This is a genomic window from Oceaniglobus trochenteri (assembly GCF_020529025.1).
GTDB lineage: Bacteria > Pseudomonadota > Alphaproteobacteria > Rhodobacterales > Rhodobacteraceae > Oceaniglobus > Oceaniglobus trochenteri.
This window is the reverse complement of the sequence record NZ_JACNMM010000005.1, coordinates 228,294-245,317: the sequence shown is the minus strand read 5'-3', so window position 1 is coordinate 245,317 and position 17,024 is coordinate 228,294. Positions and strand designations below refer to the sequence as shown.

General features: G+C 66.3%; 16 protein-coding genes. 6 read left to right on the top strand and 10 right to left on the bottom strand.

Features of this window, described 5'->3' with window-relative positions; translation table 11 throughout:
* Positions 1-41: 41 nt before the first annotated feature.
* The 6 genes from H7828_RS10550 to H7828_RS10525 form a co-directional block, all read right to left on the bottom strand.
* Positions 42-1,400: a pyruvate dehydrogenase complex E1 component subunit beta gene (locus H7828_RS10550; protein ID WP_226780988.1), complete on the bottom strand. Its 1,359-nt coding sequence runs from the start codon at positions 1,398-1,400 to the stop codon at positions 42-44.
* A 3-nt stretch (positions 1,401-1,403) separates the two neighbouring features.
* Positions 1,404-2,399: a pyruvate dehydrogenase (acetyl-transferring) E1 component subunit alpha gene (gene pdhA, locus H7828_RS10545; protein ID WP_226780987.1), complete on the bottom strand. Its 996-nt coding sequence runs from the start codon at positions 2,397-2,399 to the stop codon at positions 1,404-1,406.
* Positions 2,400-2,472: 73 nt separating this feature from the next.
* The gene (locus tag H7828_RS10540; protein WP_226780986.1) at positions 2,473-2,775 is read right to left on the bottom strand and encodes an FtsB family cell division protein; all 303 of its coding nucleotides are present in this window, start codon (positions 2,773-2,775) and stop codon (positions 2,473-2,475) included.
* 176 nt (positions 2,776-2,951) lie between these two features.
* Positions 2,952-3,881 carry a class I fructose-bisphosphate aldolase gene (locus H7828_RS10535; protein WP_226780985.1) on the bottom strand — a complete coding sequence of 310 codons (930 nt, stop codon included), beginning with the start codon at positions 3,879-3,881 and terminating at the stop codon, positions 2,952-2,954.
* A 160-nt stretch (positions 3,882-4,041) separates the two neighbouring features.
* Complete coding sequence (locus H7828_RS10530; protein WP_226780984.1) at positions 4,042-5,673, bottom strand: hypothetical protein; 1,632 nt, start codon at positions 5,671-5,673, stop codon at positions 4,042-4,044.
* Between the two features lie 89 nt (positions 5,674-5,762).
* The gene (locus H7828_RS10525) at positions 5,763-6,953 is read right to left on the bottom strand and encodes a phosphoglycerate kinase (RefSeq protein ID WP_226780983.1); all 1,191 of its coding nucleotides are present in this window, start codon (positions 6,951-6,953) and stop codon (positions 5,763-5,765) included.
* Positions 6,954-7,090: 137 nt separating this feature from the next.
* On the opposite strand from H7828_RS10525, the gene H7828_RS10520 reads away from it, so the two are divergent.
* The 3 genes from H7828_RS10520 to H7828_RS10510 all read left to right on the top strand — a co-directional run bounded on the left by H7828_RS10520 (position 7,091) and on the right by H7828_RS10510 (position 9,166).
* A complete protein-coding gene (locus H7828_RS10520; RefSeq protein WP_226780982.1) occupies positions 7,091-7,597 on the top strand; it encodes a peptidylprolyl isomerase in 507 nt (168 codons plus the stop codon).
* Positions 7,590-8,144, top strand: coding sequence for a peptidylprolyl isomerase (locus tag H7828_RS10515; RefSeq protein ID WP_226780981.1), 555 nt, complete (start codon positions 7,590-7,592; stop codon positions 8,142-8,144). Before H7828_RS10520 ends, H7828_RS10515 begins: the two co-directional genes overlap by 8 nt.
* Before the next feature lie 110 nt (positions 8,145-8,254).
* Entirely contained in the window at positions 8,255-9,166 is a 912-nt protein-coding gene (locus H7828_RS10510; RefSeq protein WP_226780980.1) for a DMT family transporter, read from the top strand.
* On the opposite strand, the gene H7828_RS10505 is transcribed toward H7828_RS10510, so the two are convergent.
* The 4 genes from H7828_RS10505 to H7828_RS10490 all read right to left on the bottom strand — a co-directional run bounded on the left by H7828_RS10505 (position 9,141) and on the right by H7828_RS10490 (position 13,506).
* On the bottom strand, positions 9,141-10,559 hold the full coding sequence (locus H7828_RS10505; RefSeq protein WP_226780979.1) for a protein adenylyltransferase SelO: 1,419 nt from the start codon (positions 10,557-10,559) through the stop codon (positions 9,141-9,143). The genes H7828_RS10510 and H7828_RS10505 overlap by 26 nt on opposite strands.
* A 106-nt stretch (positions 10,560-10,665) precedes the next feature.
* Positions 10,666-11,109, bottom strand: a complete 444-nt coding sequence (locus tag H7828_RS10500) for a GNAT family N-acetyltransferase (protein ID WP_226780978.1) — start codon at positions 11,107-11,109, stop codon at positions 10,666-10,668.
* Entirely contained in the window at positions 11,106-12,047 is a 942-nt protein-coding gene (locus tag H7828_RS10495) for a nucleoside hydrolase (protein WP_226780977.1), read from the bottom strand. Before H7828_RS10495 ends, H7828_RS10500 begins: the two co-directional genes overlap by 4 nt.
* Positions 12,048-12,132: 85 nt before the next feature.
* Positions 12,133-13,506: a M20/M25/M40 family metallo-hydrolase gene (locus tag H7828_RS10490; RefSeq protein WP_226780976.1), complete on the bottom strand. Its 1,374-nt coding sequence runs from the start codon at positions 13,504-13,506 to the stop codon at positions 12,133-12,135.
* A gap of 135 nt (positions 13,507-13,641) precedes the next feature.
* Between H7828_RS10490 and H7828_RS10485 the strand changes: the two genes are divergently transcribed.
* From H7828_RS10485 to ispG, 3 genes are all read left to right on the top strand, one after another.
* Complete coding sequence (locus H7828_RS10485) at positions 13,642-14,223, top strand: 5-aminolevulic acid synthase (RefSeq protein WP_226780975.1); 582 nt, start codon at positions 13,642-13,644, stop codon at positions 14,221-14,223.
* Between the two features lie 319 nt (positions 14,224-14,542).
* Positions 14,543-15,787: a helix-turn-helix domain-containing protein gene (locus H7828_RS10480; RefSeq protein ID WP_226780974.1), complete on the top strand. Its 1,245-nt coding sequence runs from the start codon at positions 14,543-14,545 to the stop codon at positions 15,785-15,787.
* Positions 15,788-15,876: 89 nt separating this feature from the next.
* Entirely contained in the window at positions 15,877-17,007 is a 1,131-nt protein-coding gene (gene ispG, locus H7828_RS10475; RefSeq protein WP_226780973.1) for a flavodoxin-dependent (E)-4-hydroxy-3-methylbut-2-enyl-diphosphate synthase, read from the top strand.
* Positions 17,008-17,024 lie beyond the last annotated feature (17 nt).

Sequence of the window (17,024 nt, the reverse complement as noted above, 5' to 3'; positions counted from 1 at the left end):
CCCTCTTGCGGGGGCGTGCCCCGCGCAGTCGTTCGTCGGCGTCAGGTGCGGTAGGTCACATCGCGCGCGGCCTGCACCACCTCTTTGGTGGTGACCAGCGCCAGCTTTTCAAGGTTGGCGGCATAGGGCATGGGCACGTCCTTGCCGGTGCAGTTGATGACCGGCGCATCCAGGTGATCGAAGGCCTGCTGCATCAGCACCGACGAGATGTAGTTGCCGACCGAGCCTTGCGGGAACCCCTCTTCGACGGTCACGCAGCGGTTGGTCTTCTTCACGCTTTCGATGATGGCGCCGGTGTCCATGGGCCGCAGGGTGCGCAGGTCGATCACCTCGGCGTCGATCCCGTCGGCGGCAAGGATCTCGGCGGCCTCAAGGGCATAGGTCATCCCGATGCCGAAGCTGACAATGGTCACGTCCGACCCTTCCCGCCAGATGCGGGCCTTGCCGAAGGGCACGGTGTGGTCCTCGATGTCCGGCACGTCGAAACTGCGGCCATAGAGGATTTCGTTCTCGAGGAAGATCACCGGGTTTGGATCGCGGATCGCGGATTTCAGCAGCCCCTTGGCGTCGTCCGCGCTGTAGGGCATGGCCACCTTAAGGCCCGGAATCTGCGAATACCATGCCGCATAGTCGTGCGAATGCTGCGCACCCACCCGCGCCGCCGCGCCGTTGGGGCCGCGAAACACGATGGGGCAGCCCATCTGCCCGCCGGACATGTACAGCGTCTTGGCGGCCGAGTTGATGATCTGGTCGATGGCCTGCATGGCAAAGTTGAAGGTCATGAATTCGACGATGGGATTCAACCCGCCAAAGGCGGCGCCCACGCCGATGCCCGCGAAACCGTGTTCGGTGATCGGCGTGTCTATCACCCGCCGCGCGCCGAACTCCTCAAGCAGGCCTTGCGAAATCTTGTAGGCGCCCTGGTATTCGGCCACCTCCTCGCCCATGAGGAACACCTTGGCACTGCGGCGCATCTCTTCGGCCATGGCGTCGCGCAGGGCCTCGCGCACTGTGGTCTTCTTCATCGTGGTGCCTTCGGGCAGGGCGGGTTCCACCGGTGCGGCCACGGTTGGGGCCGGGTGCTGGCGGGTGTCGGCGGGCATGTCCTCGGAACTCGGCGGCGTTTTGGCCGGGGCGGGCTGTTGGGAATGGGCCTCTTCGCCCTCGACCAGCAGGGTTGCGATGGGGCTGTTGACGGCCACGCCTTCGCTGCCCTCAGGCACCAGAATCTTGCCGATCACGCCTTCGTCCACGGCCTCGAACTCCATGGTGGCCTTGTCGGTCTCGATCTCGGCCAGGATGTCACCGGCGGCGACGCTGTCGCCTTCCTTGACCATCCAGCGGGCGAGGGTGCCTTCCTCCATGGTGGGCGACAGGGCGGGCATCAGGATATCGACCATGGCTCAGTCCTCCGCCAGGATATCGGTGTAAAGCTCGTCCACCGAGGGTTCGGGGCTGGCCTTGGCGAACTCGGCGCTGTCGTTGACCACGCCCTTGATGTCCTTGTCGATGGCTTTCAACTCGTCCTCGCTGGCGTGATTGCCGGTCAGCAGCATCTGGCGGACGTGTTCGATGGCGTCGCGTTCCTCGCGCATCTTCTGCACTTCCTCGCGGCTGCGGTACTTGGCCGGGTCGCTCATGGAATGGCCGCGATAGCGATAGGTCTTCACCTCGAGGATGTAGGGCCCGTTGCCCGCGCGGCAGTGGCCCACGGCCTTGCGGCCCGCATCGCGCACGGCCAGAACGTCCATCCCGTCCACCTCTTCGCCGGGGATGCCATAGGCGGCGCCGCGTTCCCAGTAGCTGGGCGATTTGGTCGACCGCAGGGTCGAGGTGCCCATGGCATACTGGTTGTTCTCGATCACGAAGATCACCGGCAGATCCCATAGTTCGGCCATGTTGTAGGTTTCATAGACCTGACCCTGGTTCGCCGCGCCATCGCCGAAATAGGTAAAGGTCACGCGGTCGTTGCCAAGATACTTGTCGGCAAAGGCAAGCCCGGCGCCGATGGGCACCTGCGCACCGACGATGCCATGCCCGCCGTAAAAGTGCTTTTCCTTCGAGAACATGTGCATGCTGCCGCCCTTGCCGCGCGAATAGCCGCCTTCGCGGCCCGTCAGCTCGGCCATTACGCCGCGCGGGTCCATCCCGCAGGCCAGCATGTGCCCGTGATCGCGGTAACTGGTGATGCGCTTGTCGCCCTCTTCGGCGGCGGCCTCCAGCCCGACGACAACCGCCTCCTGTCCGATGTAGAGATGGCAGAACCCGCCGATCAGACCCATGCCGTAAAGCTGGCCGGCCTTTTCCTCGAACCGGCGGATCAGCAGCATCTCGCGGTAGAAATGCAGCAGCTCATCCTTGCTGACATTCGGTGTTGCGGCAGATTTCCTGGGGGCCATCGGCGCAATTCCTCCCGGGCTGGGGACAATTCATCACCCAAGCATCCCATGGCGGGGCGGAAAACGGAAGGGCTCAGCGCAGGACTATTTCGTCCGAGCGTACAAGGCCAAGGATGTCGCGCGCCTGTTCGTCCAGCAGGTCAAGATCGAGATAGGCATCCGACATGCGGCGGGTGCGGTTCTCCAGCGCCGAAAGCTCAAGGTCCAGCCGCGCGAGTTGTTCTGAAAGCTCGACCGCCTCGGCGTCGATCTGCACCCGCTGGAACAGGCCGTAATCGCCCTGCACGCTGGCAAAGGTGAAATACATCCCCAGCACGAAGGCGAGGGTGAAATAGATCACGACCCCGATCGCGGGGCGGTTGCTGTTGTGTGTCATGCGCTGCCTCATCGCCGCCTCTGCCGGGCGTCTGGCCGTGACTATGCCACAGGGCGAATCGCTTGTGAATCCCCAAACGAATCGAAAAGGGGCGGTCTTTCGACCCGCCCCCCTCTTTCTTGCTTCAAATACTCAAATCCCGCCGCTGCACCCCGCGCGACGGCAGCGAAGGCGCGCTATTCGGTGCCCTTGTAGATCGAGATCAGCTTGTCCAGCATGGCCAGCGCCTCGTCGCGGTCGCGCTGGAAGCTGTTGCGCCCGATGATCGAACCGTTGCCGCCGCCGTCGCGGATGGCGCGGGCATCGTCATAGACCGAATCCGCGCCCTTCTTCGCGCCGCCCGAAAAGACGATCAGCCGCCGGCCGTTGAAGGCGGATTGCACGCAATGCTTTACGCGGGCGGCTTGGGTGGCCACGTCGATCTTCTGGTCTTCGTACACCTTCTTGGCCTCGGGCAGCATCAGGTGGTCGGTGCCCAGCTTGATCTTGATGATATGGGCCCCCAGCAGTGCGGCCATGTGGGCGGCATAGGCGGCCACGTCGATGGCGGTCTCGCCCTCCTTGGTGATCCCCTCGCCGCGCGGATAGGACCAGATGACCGTGGCGATGCCCTTGGATGCGGCTTCTTTGCGCATCTCGACGATCTCTTCCATCATGTCGATCCCGTTGTCCGAACCGGGATAGATGGTGAACCCGATGGCGGCACAGCCCAGGCGCAGGGCGTCGTCCACCGAGGCGGTGATCGCCTGGTTCTTGCCCGCGGTCGAGGACATAAGCGAATTGGCGCTGTTGACCTTCAGGATCGTCGGGATCTGCCCGGCAAAGGTATCGGCGCCGGCTTCAAGCGGGCCAAGGGGTGCTGCATAGGCGTTCAGACCGGCGTCGATGGCCAGCTGATAGTGGTAGTGCGGGTCATAGGCCGGTTCGTTGGGCGCAAAGCTGCGCGCCGGGCCATGCTCGAACCCCTGGTCCACCGGCAGGATGATCATCTTGCCCGTGCCCTTCAGCTTGCCGTGCATCAGCATCTGGCACAGCTTGCCCTTCACGCCCGGCGTTTCGCCTTCGTAATTGGCAAGGATTTTGCGTACGGTGTTCGAGGCTTTCATGGACGGCTCCTTGGAAGGGGGATGTGAGGTCAGGCCATCCCATAGGTGGCACGGGGCCTTCGCGCAACTTTGATGGCGCTAACAGCCTGACCCATCACGGATTTTTCCCGAAAAGATGCCCCATCCGCAACGCCGTGGCGGTGCGAAGGGGGCGATTTTCCTATTGCCCCGAGAAGCGCGCAGGCAGGTTCTGGCCCATCCAGGCCTGCATCGCCAGGTCGCTCGCGGCGGCTTCGGCCTCGGCCCAGGCGGCGCGGCCCTCGGGGTCGGCGCGGCGCACCCTTTCGTCGATCTGTCTCAGGATATCCAGGCTTTCGCCATCCCCCGCGGCGGCCCCCATGGTCGCCCAGAGGGCGGCCACCCCGTAGGATCGCACCCGCCCGATGCCCGAAAGGCGGAACATCGCCTCGTTGCGCATGCTGGCGATCCGTTGCAGTGCCTCCAGCGGGTGCTGCACATCGCCCAGGACATCGTCCTGAAGGGCCAGGACTTCGGCGAAGGGCAGGACACGCTCCAGCCGGTCAAGACGCGCCGCCGCGCCGCTGCGCCCCGCGGCCCCGGCCACCAGCGCCCAGCGATAGGCCTCGGAGGGTTGGCGCAACTCCAGCGCCGCCGACAGTTCCTGTGCCGCCACCGCGTCACCGTCCTGGGCCAGGGCGGTCAGGATGCGGGTGCCCAGCGGCACGTTGCGCGGCGCCCCGACACCGGTGGCCAGGGCGATGCCGACCCGGCGCCGGTCGTCGGTCGACAGGTCGTTCGGCGTTTCGGCCAGCGCCTGTTCGATAAGGGCGACGGGCAGGGTGGCGCGTGCCGTGGCCGGGGCCAGGGCCAGGCGGGGGCGCATGTCGCTGAAGGCCTGGGCGGGGTTGTCCTCGTAGGACAGGATATCAAGGTAGATGTCGTCGCCCGGCGCGGCGCCGGTTTCCAGCACGATCCTGCCGGGGTTTTGCAGGAAGGCGGGCCAGACGGCCTTGGCCGAGGCGACAAAGGCGGTCTGCGCCTCGTTCAGTGCGCTGGGATCGCCGGTCGCATCGGCGGGGGCGGCATCGCGGTTCATGCTGGCAAGGGCGCCGCCGATCATGCCTTCCAGGATCGCGGGCGCCTGGGCCGGATCGGTGAAGGGGGGCGGGATCATGCCCTTGACCGCCTCGTATCCGCCAAGGTTTTCAACCGTCAGAGCGGCGCGGCGCAGATAGGCGACGGGTTCGGGGTTTTCCATGTCCTTGGAGCCATCGAACCAGAGGTACGAGAAATCGGCCGTCACATCCAGCGCCGCCACGCCGTCAAGCTGGGTATAGGCGTGTATGTCGGCCTCGGCCTGGGCGATGTCATATTCCAGATCCACCGTCAGGCGCGGCACGCGAAGCGAGTCGATCTGGGCCATGGCAAAGGCCTGGCGCGCCTCGGCGGGAAAGCAGGCTTCGGGCGCGCTGGCGCCCTGGGCCTGCACCTTCAGGCGGATCAGGTCGGGCCGGTTCAGGGGGGCCGCGCGGATGGTCAGCCGGTCGAAGCTGATCGAACAGGCGCCCTCCGCGTCCCACTGGAACACCGGCCAAAGGGTAATGTCGGTCAGGTTCAGATGGCCCGCGGCAAGATCGACGCTCATCTCGCCGTACTTCAGATCGACCTGGGTGCGCAGGGCCATGATGCCGCTCTGCACCATGCGCTGGACGATGTATTCGGGCTTGAGCAGATCCCAGAGGCTGGGCGCGTCCTGGGCTGCGGCGGAAAATGGTAAAAGGGCAATGGCAGAGGCGCCAAGCAGGCGGGGAAGGGGGCGACGGGGCAGCATGGTTCAATTCCTTTCGTCAAAATACTGAAAGGATCAGACGCCCTGCCGCCCCGAAAATCAAGTCCGGGCTGCGTGACCTTTTTCGCCGGTCAGGTGGAAAGCGCGGCGACCCCCGGCAGGGTCTTGCCCTCCATCCATTCCAGGAAAGCGCCACCGGCGGTCGAGATATAGGTGAAATCGCTCGCCGCCCCGGCCTTGTTCAGCGCCGAGACGGTATCGCCCCCCCCCGCGACCGAGATCAGCGTGCCATCGGCGGTCAGCGCGGCGGCGCGGGCCGCGGCGGCATTGGTGGCGGTATCGAAGGGCGCGATTTCGAAGGCACCCAGCGGGCCGTTCCAGATCAGCGTCTTGCAGGCCGCGAAGGTGGCGGTGATGCGCTCCACCGTCTGCGGCCCGGCATCCAGGATCATCGCATCGGCGGGGCAGGCATCGGCGGCCAGGGTTTCGTTTTCGGCGCCGGCCTTGAATTCACGCGCCACCACGATGTCGCTGGGCAGGATGATCTCGCACGAGGCTTCGTCCGCCTTGGCCAGGATGTCGCGGGCGGTGGCGGTCATGTCATGTTCGGCCAGGGATTTGCCGACGTCGATGCCCTGCGCGGCCAGAAAGGTGTTGGCCATGCCGCCGCCGATCACCAGGTGATCGACCTTGCGCACGAGGTTGGCCAGCAGGTCAAGCTTGGTGGAAACCTTGGCACCGCCCACCACGGCCACCACCGGGCGGCGCGGCTGGCCAAGCGCCTGTTCCAGCGCGCCCAGTTCGGCGGCCATGCCGCGCCCCGCGCAGGCGGGCAGCAGCCGGGCAATACCCTCGGTGCTGCCATGGGCGCGGTGGGCGGCGGAAAAGGCATCGTTGCAATAGACTTCGCCCAGTGCGGCCAGCGAGGCGGCGAACTTGGCGTCGTTCTTTTCCTCGCCGGGGTGGAAACGGGTGTTCTCCAGCAGCAGAACCTGCCCCGGTTGCAGATCGCCCACCGCCGTCTTGGCGGGCGCGCCGATGCAATCGCGCGCGAATGTCACCGGAACGCCCAGTGCCTCTTCCAGGGCGGGCACCAGCGGTTCCAGCGACATGTCGGGCACCACCTGGCCCTTGGGGCGGCCATAGTGGGCCATCAGCACCGGCTTGCCCCCCATGTCGAGAATGGCGCGCACCGTGGGCACGATCCGTTCGATGCGGGTGGCGTCGGTCACTTGCCCGTCCTTCATCGGCACGTTGATGTCCACGCGGGTGAGGACGATCTTGCCGGCAAGATCCATGTCGTCGAGGGTGTTCCAGGCCATGGTGGCGGCTCCTTTGCGGGATGTTGCCCCCTTGTTGCGTCCTGTCGCGTGATCGTCAACTGCCATGGGCCTGTTTCACCTTTTCCCGGGGCCCCGCGTGCATTAGATACCGGTCAGCAAGAGTGAAGGAGCCCCTCATGGCCGAGATCAAAGACCCCGAAAACACCATCCTGCTGGAACTGAAGGGTGGCACCGTCACCATCGAACTCCTGCCTGATGTCGCCCCCAAGCACGTCGCGCGGATGAAGGAACTCGCCCGCAGCGGCGCCTATGACAACGTGGCCTTCCACCGCGTGATCGACGGCTTCATGGCCCAGACGGGCGATGTGGCCAACGGCAACATGGAAAAGAACTTCAACCTGCGTTCGGCTGGCACCGGCGGTTCGGACCTGCCCGATCTTCCGGCCGAATTCTCGAAGCTGCCCCACGATCGCGGCACCATCGGCGCGGCCCGTTCGTCGAACCCCAACAGCGCGAATTCGCAGTTCTTCATCAACTTTTCCGACAACAACTTCCTCAACGGGCAATATACCGTGTATGGTCGCGTCATCGACGGGATGGAGCACGTGGACGCCATCACCCGTGGCGAACCCCCGGCACAGCCCGATCGCATGATCAGCATGAAGGTTGCAGCAGATGCGTAAATTCGCACTTTCCCTGGCACTGGCCGTCCTGGCGGCGGCCCCCGCCGCGGCCACGGGCCTGAAGATCGAGGTCGCGGGCCAGGCCAACGGCACCGTCACCATCGACCTGTTCGAAGACGTGGCCCCGGGCCACGTTGCGCGGATCACCGAACTGGCCCGCGCCGGAGCCTATGACAACGTGGTGTTCCACCGCGTGATCGACGGTTTCATGGCCCAGACGGGCGATGTGCAATTCGGCAAGGTGGGGGGCGATCTGCGCCGCGCGGGCACCGGCGGCGCCGACAAGCCCGACCTGAAGGCCGAATTCTCGGACAAGGCCTTTGAACGCGGTGTGGTGGGCATGGCCCGCGCCGCCGACCCCGACAGCGCCAATTCTCAGTTCTTCATCATGTTCGCACCGGCAACCCACCTGAACGGTCAGTACACCGTGGTAGGCCAGGTCACCGGCGGCATGGACGTGGTTGACCAGATCAAGCGCGGATCGGGCCAGTCGGGCGCCGTCAGCGGCAAGCCCGACGTGATGAAATCGGTCACCGTCACCGACTGACGTATCCGGCGACACCATGAAGATGCCCGCCCTCCGTACCGGAGCGGCGGGCATTTTCGTCTGCGCCCCGCGCCCTTGACACCCCCGCGCCACCGCGCCCTTGTGGCGCCATGGATGAACGCAGGAACATGGATGCCTTCGGGGCGGCCTGGCTGATCGGCTTTTCGCTTCTGCTGGCCTTCAACCAGGTGGTCATCAAGGTGACGAACGACGGCCTGCAACCGGTCTTCGCCGCCGGGATACGTTCGCTGGGGGCAACGCTTTGCCTGCTGGCTTGGATGCGCTGGCGCGGAATCGCGGTGCAAATCGCCCCCGGCTCGGTTCGCGCGGGGCTGGCGCTGGGGATGTTCTTCAGCCTTGAATTCGTCTTCCTCTTCACCGCCCTCGACCTGACGACGGTGACCCGCACCTCGGTAATCTTCTACACGATGCCGGTCTGGCTGACGCTGGCGGCGCATTTCCTCTTGCCGGGCGAAAGGTTGTCGCGGCTCAAGCTTGCCGGTCTGGCGCTGGCCTTCGCGGGCGTCGTCCTGGCACTGAGCAGCCGGGCGCCGGGAGGTGAATCCTCGCTTGTCGGCGATCTCTGCGCCCTGGCCGCCGCGCTGTGCTGGGCGGGCATCGCGTTGGCCGCGCGCGCCCGGGGCATGCAGGGTGTCCGCCCCGAGATGCAGCTTTTGTGGCAGACGGTGATTTCCGCGGTTGTTCTGCTTGTCGCGGCGCCCGCCTTCGGCCCCTTGCTGCGCGCATTGGCCCCGATCCACGTCATCGGTATGGGCTTTCAGATCGTCGTGGTGGCCACCGCCGGGTTCCTCATGTGGCTCTGGCTGCTGGGCCAGTATCGGGCGGGGCAGGTGGCGGCCTTCGGCTTTCTTGCGCCGGTCTTCGGGGCCTTCATGGGCTGGGCGCTTCTGGACGAACCGCTGGGCCTGCCACTTTTCGCGGCGCTGGCCCTGGTGGTCTGCGGTCTGGCCCTGATCAACCGGCCGGCGGGGGGCTTCAGGTTCCGCAGAAAGTCTGCGTGACGGCCTCGCCCTGTGCGGGGGGGCGGTCAAGTTCCTTGTTCTCGGTGAAGGGCTGCTGCAAGGCCTCGGTCAGGCGATGGAAGGGCGCGAAATCGTCCCCCAGCGCGGCGGCAATGGCCTGTTCCACCCGGTGATTGCGCGGGATGATCGCGGGGTTTGCCCGCTCGATACGGGCGCGCGCCTCGGCGATGCTCGTTCCCTCCTGCGCAAGGCGCGCCTGCCAGACCTCGGCCCAGGTGTCATGGGCTGCGGGGTCGGTAAACTGTTCGCGCGCCTCGGGGCGGCCCAACCGGCGAAAGGTATTGGTGAAATCCGCCTGCCCATGGGCCATGCGGTCCAGCAGCGCCTGAATCAGATCGCCGTCATCCTCCTGCGGCGTGGCCAGCCCCAGCTTGGCGCGAAACAGCGCCAGCCAGTGCCGCCCGAACACCTCGGGAAAGCGGTGCACCGCCTCGGTCGCGCGGGCAATGGCGGCTTCGCGTTCCCCCATCAGCGGCAACAGCGAGGTGGCCAGTTGCGCCAGGTTCCAGACGGCGATGTCGGGCTGGCGGCTGTAGGCATAGCGCCCGAACTGGTCGATCGAGGAAAAGGCGGTGTCGGGGTGATAGGCATCCAGAAAGGCACAGGGCCCATAGTCGATCGTCTCGCCCGCCACGCTCATGTTGTCGGTGTTCATCACGCCGTGCACGAAGCCGACAGACATCCACCCGGCGATCAGCGCCGCCTGGGCGTCGACAACGGCATTCAACAGGCCCAGCGGCCCCTCGGCCCCGGGATAGTGCCGCGCGATCACGTGGTCGGTCAGCGCGGCCAGCGCCTCGGTGTCCTGGCGGGCGGCGAAATACTGGAAGGTGCCGACGCGGATATGGCTTTTCGCAACACGGGTCAGAACCGCGCCGGGATAGCGTCGCTCGCGGATCACCGCCTCGCCGGTGGTGACGGCGGCCAGGGCGCGGGTGGTGGGCAGGCCAAGGGCATGCATCGCCTCGCTGACGATATATTCGCGCAGCACTGGCCCAAGCCAGGCGCGCCCGTCGCCCGACCGGGAATAGGGCGTCGGCCCCGATCCCTTCAACTGAAGGTCGACCCGCCCGAAGGGCCCGGTCAATTCCCCCAGCAAAAGCGCGCGCCCGTCCCCCAGCTGCGGCGACCAACCGCCGAACTGGTGCCCGGCATAGACCTGCGCCAGGGGCGCCGCCCCCTCGGGCACCGCGTTCCCCGCCAGAACCGCCACGCCCGCGGGCGTGCTCAGGGCTTCGGGATCAAGGCCAAGGTCGCCCGCAAGGCTCCGGTTCAGCCGCACAAGGCCGGGCCGGGCAACGGGGGTGGGGGCCATCCGGGTGAAGAACCGGTCGGGCAGCCGCGCATAACTGTTGTCGAAATTCCATTCCATCGCCAAGACCTAAGCACAGGGGCCGGCGATTGCCAGTGACCCCTGCATCTTTGGTCCGCAAATATCCCCGCCGGAGGCTCTGGCCCCCTCGGCCCGCGCTGCCGGATCACAGGGCGCGGGTCATCACCGTGTGGCTGTCGCGCACCGCAAACCCCAGGCGGCGGCAGAAGACGCTGGCGCGGGGGTTGGCGGCTGCGGCGTCGATGTGCAGCGCGCGGATGCCATGGCGCGACAGGGCCTTGGCCAGGGCGGCCACCGCCTCGCCGCCCATGCCGCGCCCGCGCACCGGCGGGCGGATGAACAGCTCGGCGATGGTGGCGGTGGGGCCGCCAAGGTCCAGGGCATAGCCGAAGGACACAAGGGCATATCCCACGGGCGATTTCGGCGGGCCGATCAGGTAAAAGACCGCGTTGGGCACCCCCGCCAGCAAGGCGTCCAGCGCATCCTCCAGGCCTTCGGACGACCGGCCCTCCTCAAGGTGAAAGGCGCTGGCAAGCGCCATCGCCCGGTCGCGGTCCTCGGGGGTGGCGATGCGCAGGGTGACGCTCACAAACGGGCCAGGCGTTCGGTCAGGAGGGCGAAGAAGCGGTCGGAATCAAGGTCGCCGATGAAGGTGGCGTTCTTCGGGCGGTCGGTGACCCCCCACCAGTCGGCCACCGTCATGCCCAGGGTCAGGGGCGAGGTCGTCTCGATCTCGACGTTGATGTGGCGTCCGGTGAAAAGGTCGGGCGCGATCAGCCAGGCGGTGACGCAGGGGTCGTGCAGGGGCGCGCCGTCAGAACCGTATTTCGCCTTGTCGAACCGCTCGAAAAAGTCGGTCATGTCGGCCACCGCTTCGGCCACCGGCGTTCCGATGGCGCGGATCGCGGCATTGCGCGGCCCGGTGACAAGGGCTCGATGGGTCACGTCCAGCGGCATCACCACCAGCTCGATCCCGGAGCGGAACACCACATCGGCCGCCTCGGGATCGACGTAGATGTTGAATTCGGCCGCCGGGGTGATGTTGCCCACCTCGAAATAGGCGCCGCCCATCAGGACGATCCGCCGGATGCGCGCGGCAATATCGGGGGCCTTGCGCAGCGCCGTGGCGATGTTGGTAAGCGGGCCGAGGGGGCAGAGCGTGACCGTGCCCTCCGGTTCGGCGCGCAGGGTGTCGATGATGAAATCGACGGCGTGCCTGTCCTGGAGGGGCATCTGCGGGTCGGGCAGGGTGGGGCCGTCCAGCCCGGTCTTGCCGTGGACATGCTCGGCGGTGACAAGCGGGCGGTTCATGGGGCGATCACAGCCGGCAAAGACCGGGATATCGGTTCGCCCGGCCAGTTCACAGACGATGCGCGCGTTCTTCTGGGTCAGCTCCAGGGGCACGTTGCCCGCCACGGCGGTGATGCCCAGAACCTCGATGTCTTCGGGGCTGGCCAGGGCCAGCAGGATGGCCACGGCGTCGTCCTGGCCGGGGTCGGTGTCGATGATGATCTTCTGTGCGGCCATGGTAGCTCCTGTGGGGGGGCGCTCGGTGCTCCCTGCCGGTCGCTTCTCGCGAAGAGCGACCGGAAGGGAGCGATGAGCGCAGGGGTCAGCGGGTGAGGGCGTCCAGCACCCGCGCCCAGCTGCGGATGCCCCGGTGAAAACTGCTCAGGTCGTATTTCTCGTTGGGCGAATGGATCTGGTCGTCGGCCTTGGCAAAGCCGATGAGCATGGAATCCGTGTCGAGGATCGACTTGAAATATCCGGCAATCGGGATCGACCCGCCGCCGCCGATATAGGCGGCGGGCTTGGGCCATTCGGGCGACAGCGCGTGGCGCGCCAGGTCGAAGGCCGGGTTCTCGATGCTCATCTGGCTGGCGGGCGAGGCCCCGTGCGCCTTCCATTCCACCGAGCAATCCGGCGGCAGCTGGTCCTCGACCATCTTGCGGAAGTTCTTGCGAATCTCGTGCGGGTCCTGGGTGCCCACCAGGCGGAAGCTGATCTTCGCATGGGCCTGCGCGGGCAGCACCGTCTTGAATCCGTCGCCCTGGTAGCCGCCCCAGATGCCGTTCACCTCGCAGGTCGGGCGCGACCAGAGCATTTCCAGCGGCGTGCGGTCCTGTTCGCCCGCCGGGGTCGACAGGCCGACGCCGCCCAGGAAGGCGGAATGATCGAAGTTCAGGTTGTCCCACTGGCTGCGCAACTGGCCGGGCAGTTCGGGCACCCCGTCATAGAAGCCGGGCACGGTGATGCGCCCGGTGTCGTCGTGCAGCCCGGCGATGATGCGGCTCAGCACCCGGACCGGGTTGATGGACGGCCCGCCGTAAAGCCCCGAGTGCAGGTCTTTCGACGGCCCGGTGATCGTCAGCTCCTCGCCAAGCAACCCGCGCAGCATGGTGACGATGGCCGGCGTGTCGTCGCCGAAGAGGCCCGTGTCGCAGATCAGCGCCACGTCGGCGCGCAATTCATCGGCGTTCTCTTTCAGGAATGGCACCAGCGAGGGCGAGCCCGATTCCTCTTCGCCCTCGAAGAAGAAGGTCAGATGGCCGGGCAGGGTGCCATGCACCGCCTTCCAGGCGCGGCAGGCCTCGACGAAGGTCATCAGCTGGCCCTTGTCGTCACTGGCGCCGCGCCCGCGGATCACCTTGCCGTTGGGGGTGTCCTCGATCTGCGGATCGAATGGGTCGCGGTCCCACAGGTTCAGGGGGTCGACCGGCTGCACGTCGTAGTGACCATAGAACATCAGGTGCCGGCCCTCGCCGCCGTGATGGCCCACCACCATCGGGTGGCCCGGCGTCGCCCGCTTGCCCGCGTCCACCCCGAGGCTGCGCAGATCCTCGACCAGCCAGTCGGCGGCGCGGTCGCATTCGGCCTTGTAGGCCGGATCGGTCGAGATCGACTGAATCTTCAGCAGTTGGATCAGGCGGTCGGTCGCCTGGGGCAGGTCTTCGTCGATGCGGGAAAGGACGGCGTCCAGGGTCATCTTGCGGCTCCGGTCGAAAGGAATGTCGGGGCGACAGTATCAGCCGGGCCGCCACTGTCCAGCGCCGCGGGGTGGTCAGGGGCGGGGGCGCGCACTACTATCCATGCCAACAGTTTACGAGACGGAGATTATCCCATGCGCCTCAACCGCCTTCTGCCGATCGCCCTGATCGCGGGCCTTGCATCCCCCGCCGCCGCCCAGACCGTGGACGGCGCCATTGCCGACGACATGCTGTTTTCCACCAGCGGCGTTTCGGTCACGGTCTTCAACCTGCCGATGCTGTCCGAACAGGACAAGCTGGTGCTGGGCGAGATCGCCAAGCAGCAGAAATACTATGGTGCCGTGGCCATTTCCCCCGACGAGGGCCTGATGGCCGAACCAACCCTGGCCGCCGCCAACTATCACGCCATTCCCCCGGCCGAGGCCGCGGCGCGTGCGGCCTGCGACAAGGCCCGCAAGCCCGGCAGCGCGCGCTGCGTGATCGCGGCGCATATCCGCCCCGCGGGCCATGCGGCAAGGCCGCTCCAGCTTTCGGTGGATGCGACGGCGGGCTTCCGCACATCGTGGGAGGGCGCGGGGCCCAAGGCCCTGGCGATCTCGCCCGCGACGGGCGAATGGGCGCTGGCCCGGGGCCAGGGCGCCGGTGAAGTGGCCCGCAGCGAGTGTAACAAAAAGGCCAAGGGCGCGCGCGATTGCACCATTGCCATCGCGGAATGATGCGACACGCCTTGATTCTCCGGATGAATTACGGTTCGTAAATATCCGGCTTGAAAAGGTTTTGCCGAAAATGGCGGCGCGCCGCGGGAGGCGCGCCGATGGTCCGGGGGGCCGGCGCAGGTGGGCAGCGACGGTTCGTTTTGCCTTCGGAAACAGCGCCAAGCGCCCGGTTTTGCGCTGGAAAACGCCGATTTCAAGGTTTTGACCGCATTCTGCATGTGCAACGTGAACAACCCTATGTTACCTTCCCTGCAAATCATCCCACGAGACGAATCGTGAGGAGTTGGGGACATGGGGCAGTGACAGGTTGGTGGGCAGAATGATCCGACGTTTTCGGGCACCCGAGGTTGTGGAAGACGTTGAAAAGCCGCGGAGCTTTGACGATTTCGACTTGCGGCTCGGGGACGTCATGCGCGGCGAACGGGCCACCTTGGGCAAGTCCCTGCTGGACGTTCAGCGCGAACTGAAGATCAAGGCCACCTACATCGCAGCCATCGAGAACGCCGATCCCTCGGCGTTCGAAACCCCCGGGTTCATCGCCGGCTACGTTCGTTCCTATGCCCGTTACCTGGGGCTTGACCCCGAGTGGGCCTACAAGGCTTTCTGCGCCGAAGGCGGGTTTGAAACCGCGCACGGCATGTCGTCGGCGGCCTCGTCCAAGCGGGCCGAACCCCGCACTCCCGACCGTGGGGGGCGCCGCGATCCCTTCGCCGAATCCTCGGCGCTGTTCACGCCGCCCACGCCGGGCCTTCTGTCGCGACTTGAGCCCGGCGCCATCGGGTCAAGCGCGGTGCTTCTCGCGCTGATCTGCGGGCTGGGCTATGGCGGCTATTCCTTCCTGAACGAAATGCAGAAGGTCGAATTCGTGCCGGTCGACCAGGCGCCCGGAGTCGTGTCAGAGCTTGATCCGCTCATGGGGGCCGGGGCCGATATGCCGGTGGGCGCCGATGCCGTTGCCGGAATCGAACCGCGCGATGCCGATGGCTTTGACCGGATCTATCGCCCCCAGGCGCTGGATGTGCCGGTGATGGTGGCGCGGGATGCCCCCATCGCAACGCTTGATCCGCGTGCAGGCGGGGCCATCGCCTCGGACACCGCGCTGACCCGGCGCGAGGTCGAGATTTCGGCCGTCACCGCGCCCCTGGCCGGAACGGTCATCGGCACCGATGGGCGCGAAGCCCCGGCCGCCGAACAGGAAACCGTGCGCGTGGTGGCCGACAACGTGCCCGAAGTGGTGATGTTCGCGGTGCGCGACAGCTGGGTGCGCGTGCGGGCCGCCGACGGCACCGTGATCTATGAAAACATCATGAACAAGGGCGACCGCTTCGTCCTGCCCAAGACGGAAGAGGCGGCTACGCTTCTCACCGGCGAATCCGGCGCGATCTATTTCGCCCTGAACGGCGAGACCTATGGCCCGGCGGGCCGGTCGGGGCAGGTGACCAAGAACCTCAGCCTTGCGGCAGAATCGCTGCGCGACAAATACGATGTCGCCGACCTGGAAAAGGACAGCGACCTGGCAACCGTGGTGGCTGACGCGTCGCTTCTGGCGCCGGTCGAAGACTAGTCCCAATCACGATCCCGCTCGCGGCGTTGCCCTGCGCGCCGCCTTGTCCTATCTGAGGGCCTGAAACCGTAAGACAAAAGGGCCTCCCCATGTCGCTGAATCACGTTCGCCCGTGGCGCAACATCTACCGCCGCAAATCCCGCCAGATCATGGTGGGCAATGTGCCGGTGGGGGGCGATGCGCCGATTTCGGTGCAGACCATGACCAACACCCTGACAACCGACGTGCGCGCCACCATCGCGCAGGTGCAGGCAGCGGCTGAGGTGGGGGCCGACATCGTGCGGATTTCCGTGCCCGATGAGGACAGCGCCAAGGCCCTGAAGGAGATCGTGCGCGAAAGCCCGGTGCCCATCGTTGCCGACATCCATTTCCACTACAAGCGCGGGATCGAGGCCGCCGAGGCGGGCGCCGCCTGCCTGCGGATCAACCCCGGCAACATCGGCGATGAAAAGCGGGTGAAGGAAGTGATCCGCGCCGCCCGCGATCACAATTGTTCGATCCGCATCGGCGTGAACGCCGGATCGCTGGAGCGGCACCTGCTGGAGAAATACGGCGAGCCTTGCCCCGATGCCATGGTGGAATCCGGGCTGGACCACATCAAGATCTTGCAGGACAACGATTTTCACGAGTTCAAGATCAGTTGCAAGGCCTCGGATGTCTTCATGGCGGCCGCCGCCTATCAACAACTGGCCGAAGCCACCGACGCGCCGATCCACCTTGGCATCACCGAGGCCGGCGGGTTGATGAGCGGGACGATCAAATCGGCCATCGGCCTTGGCAACCTCTTGTGGATGGGCATTGGCGACACGATCCGCGTGTCCCTTTCCGCCGACCCGGTGGAAGAGGTGAAGGTGGGCTTCGAGATCCTGAAATCGCTGGGCCTGCGCCACCGGGGGGTAAACATCATTTCCTGCCCGTCCTGCGCGCGACAGGGGTTCGACGTGATCAAGACGGTCGAGGCGCTGGAAAAGCGGCTGGAGCATATCAAGACGCCCATGAGCCTGAGCATCATCGGCTGCGTGGTCAACGGCCCCGGCGAGGCGCTGATGACCGACGTCGGCTTCACCGGCGGCGGCGCCGGGTCGGGGATGGTGTATCTGGCGGGCAAGCAGAGCCACAAGATGAACAACGACCAGATGATAGACCACATCGTCGAACAGGTGGAAAAGCGCGCCGAGGCGATCGAGGCGGGCCTGGCCGAGGTCAAGGCGGCGGAGTAGGCGCGCCCCTTCGCCGC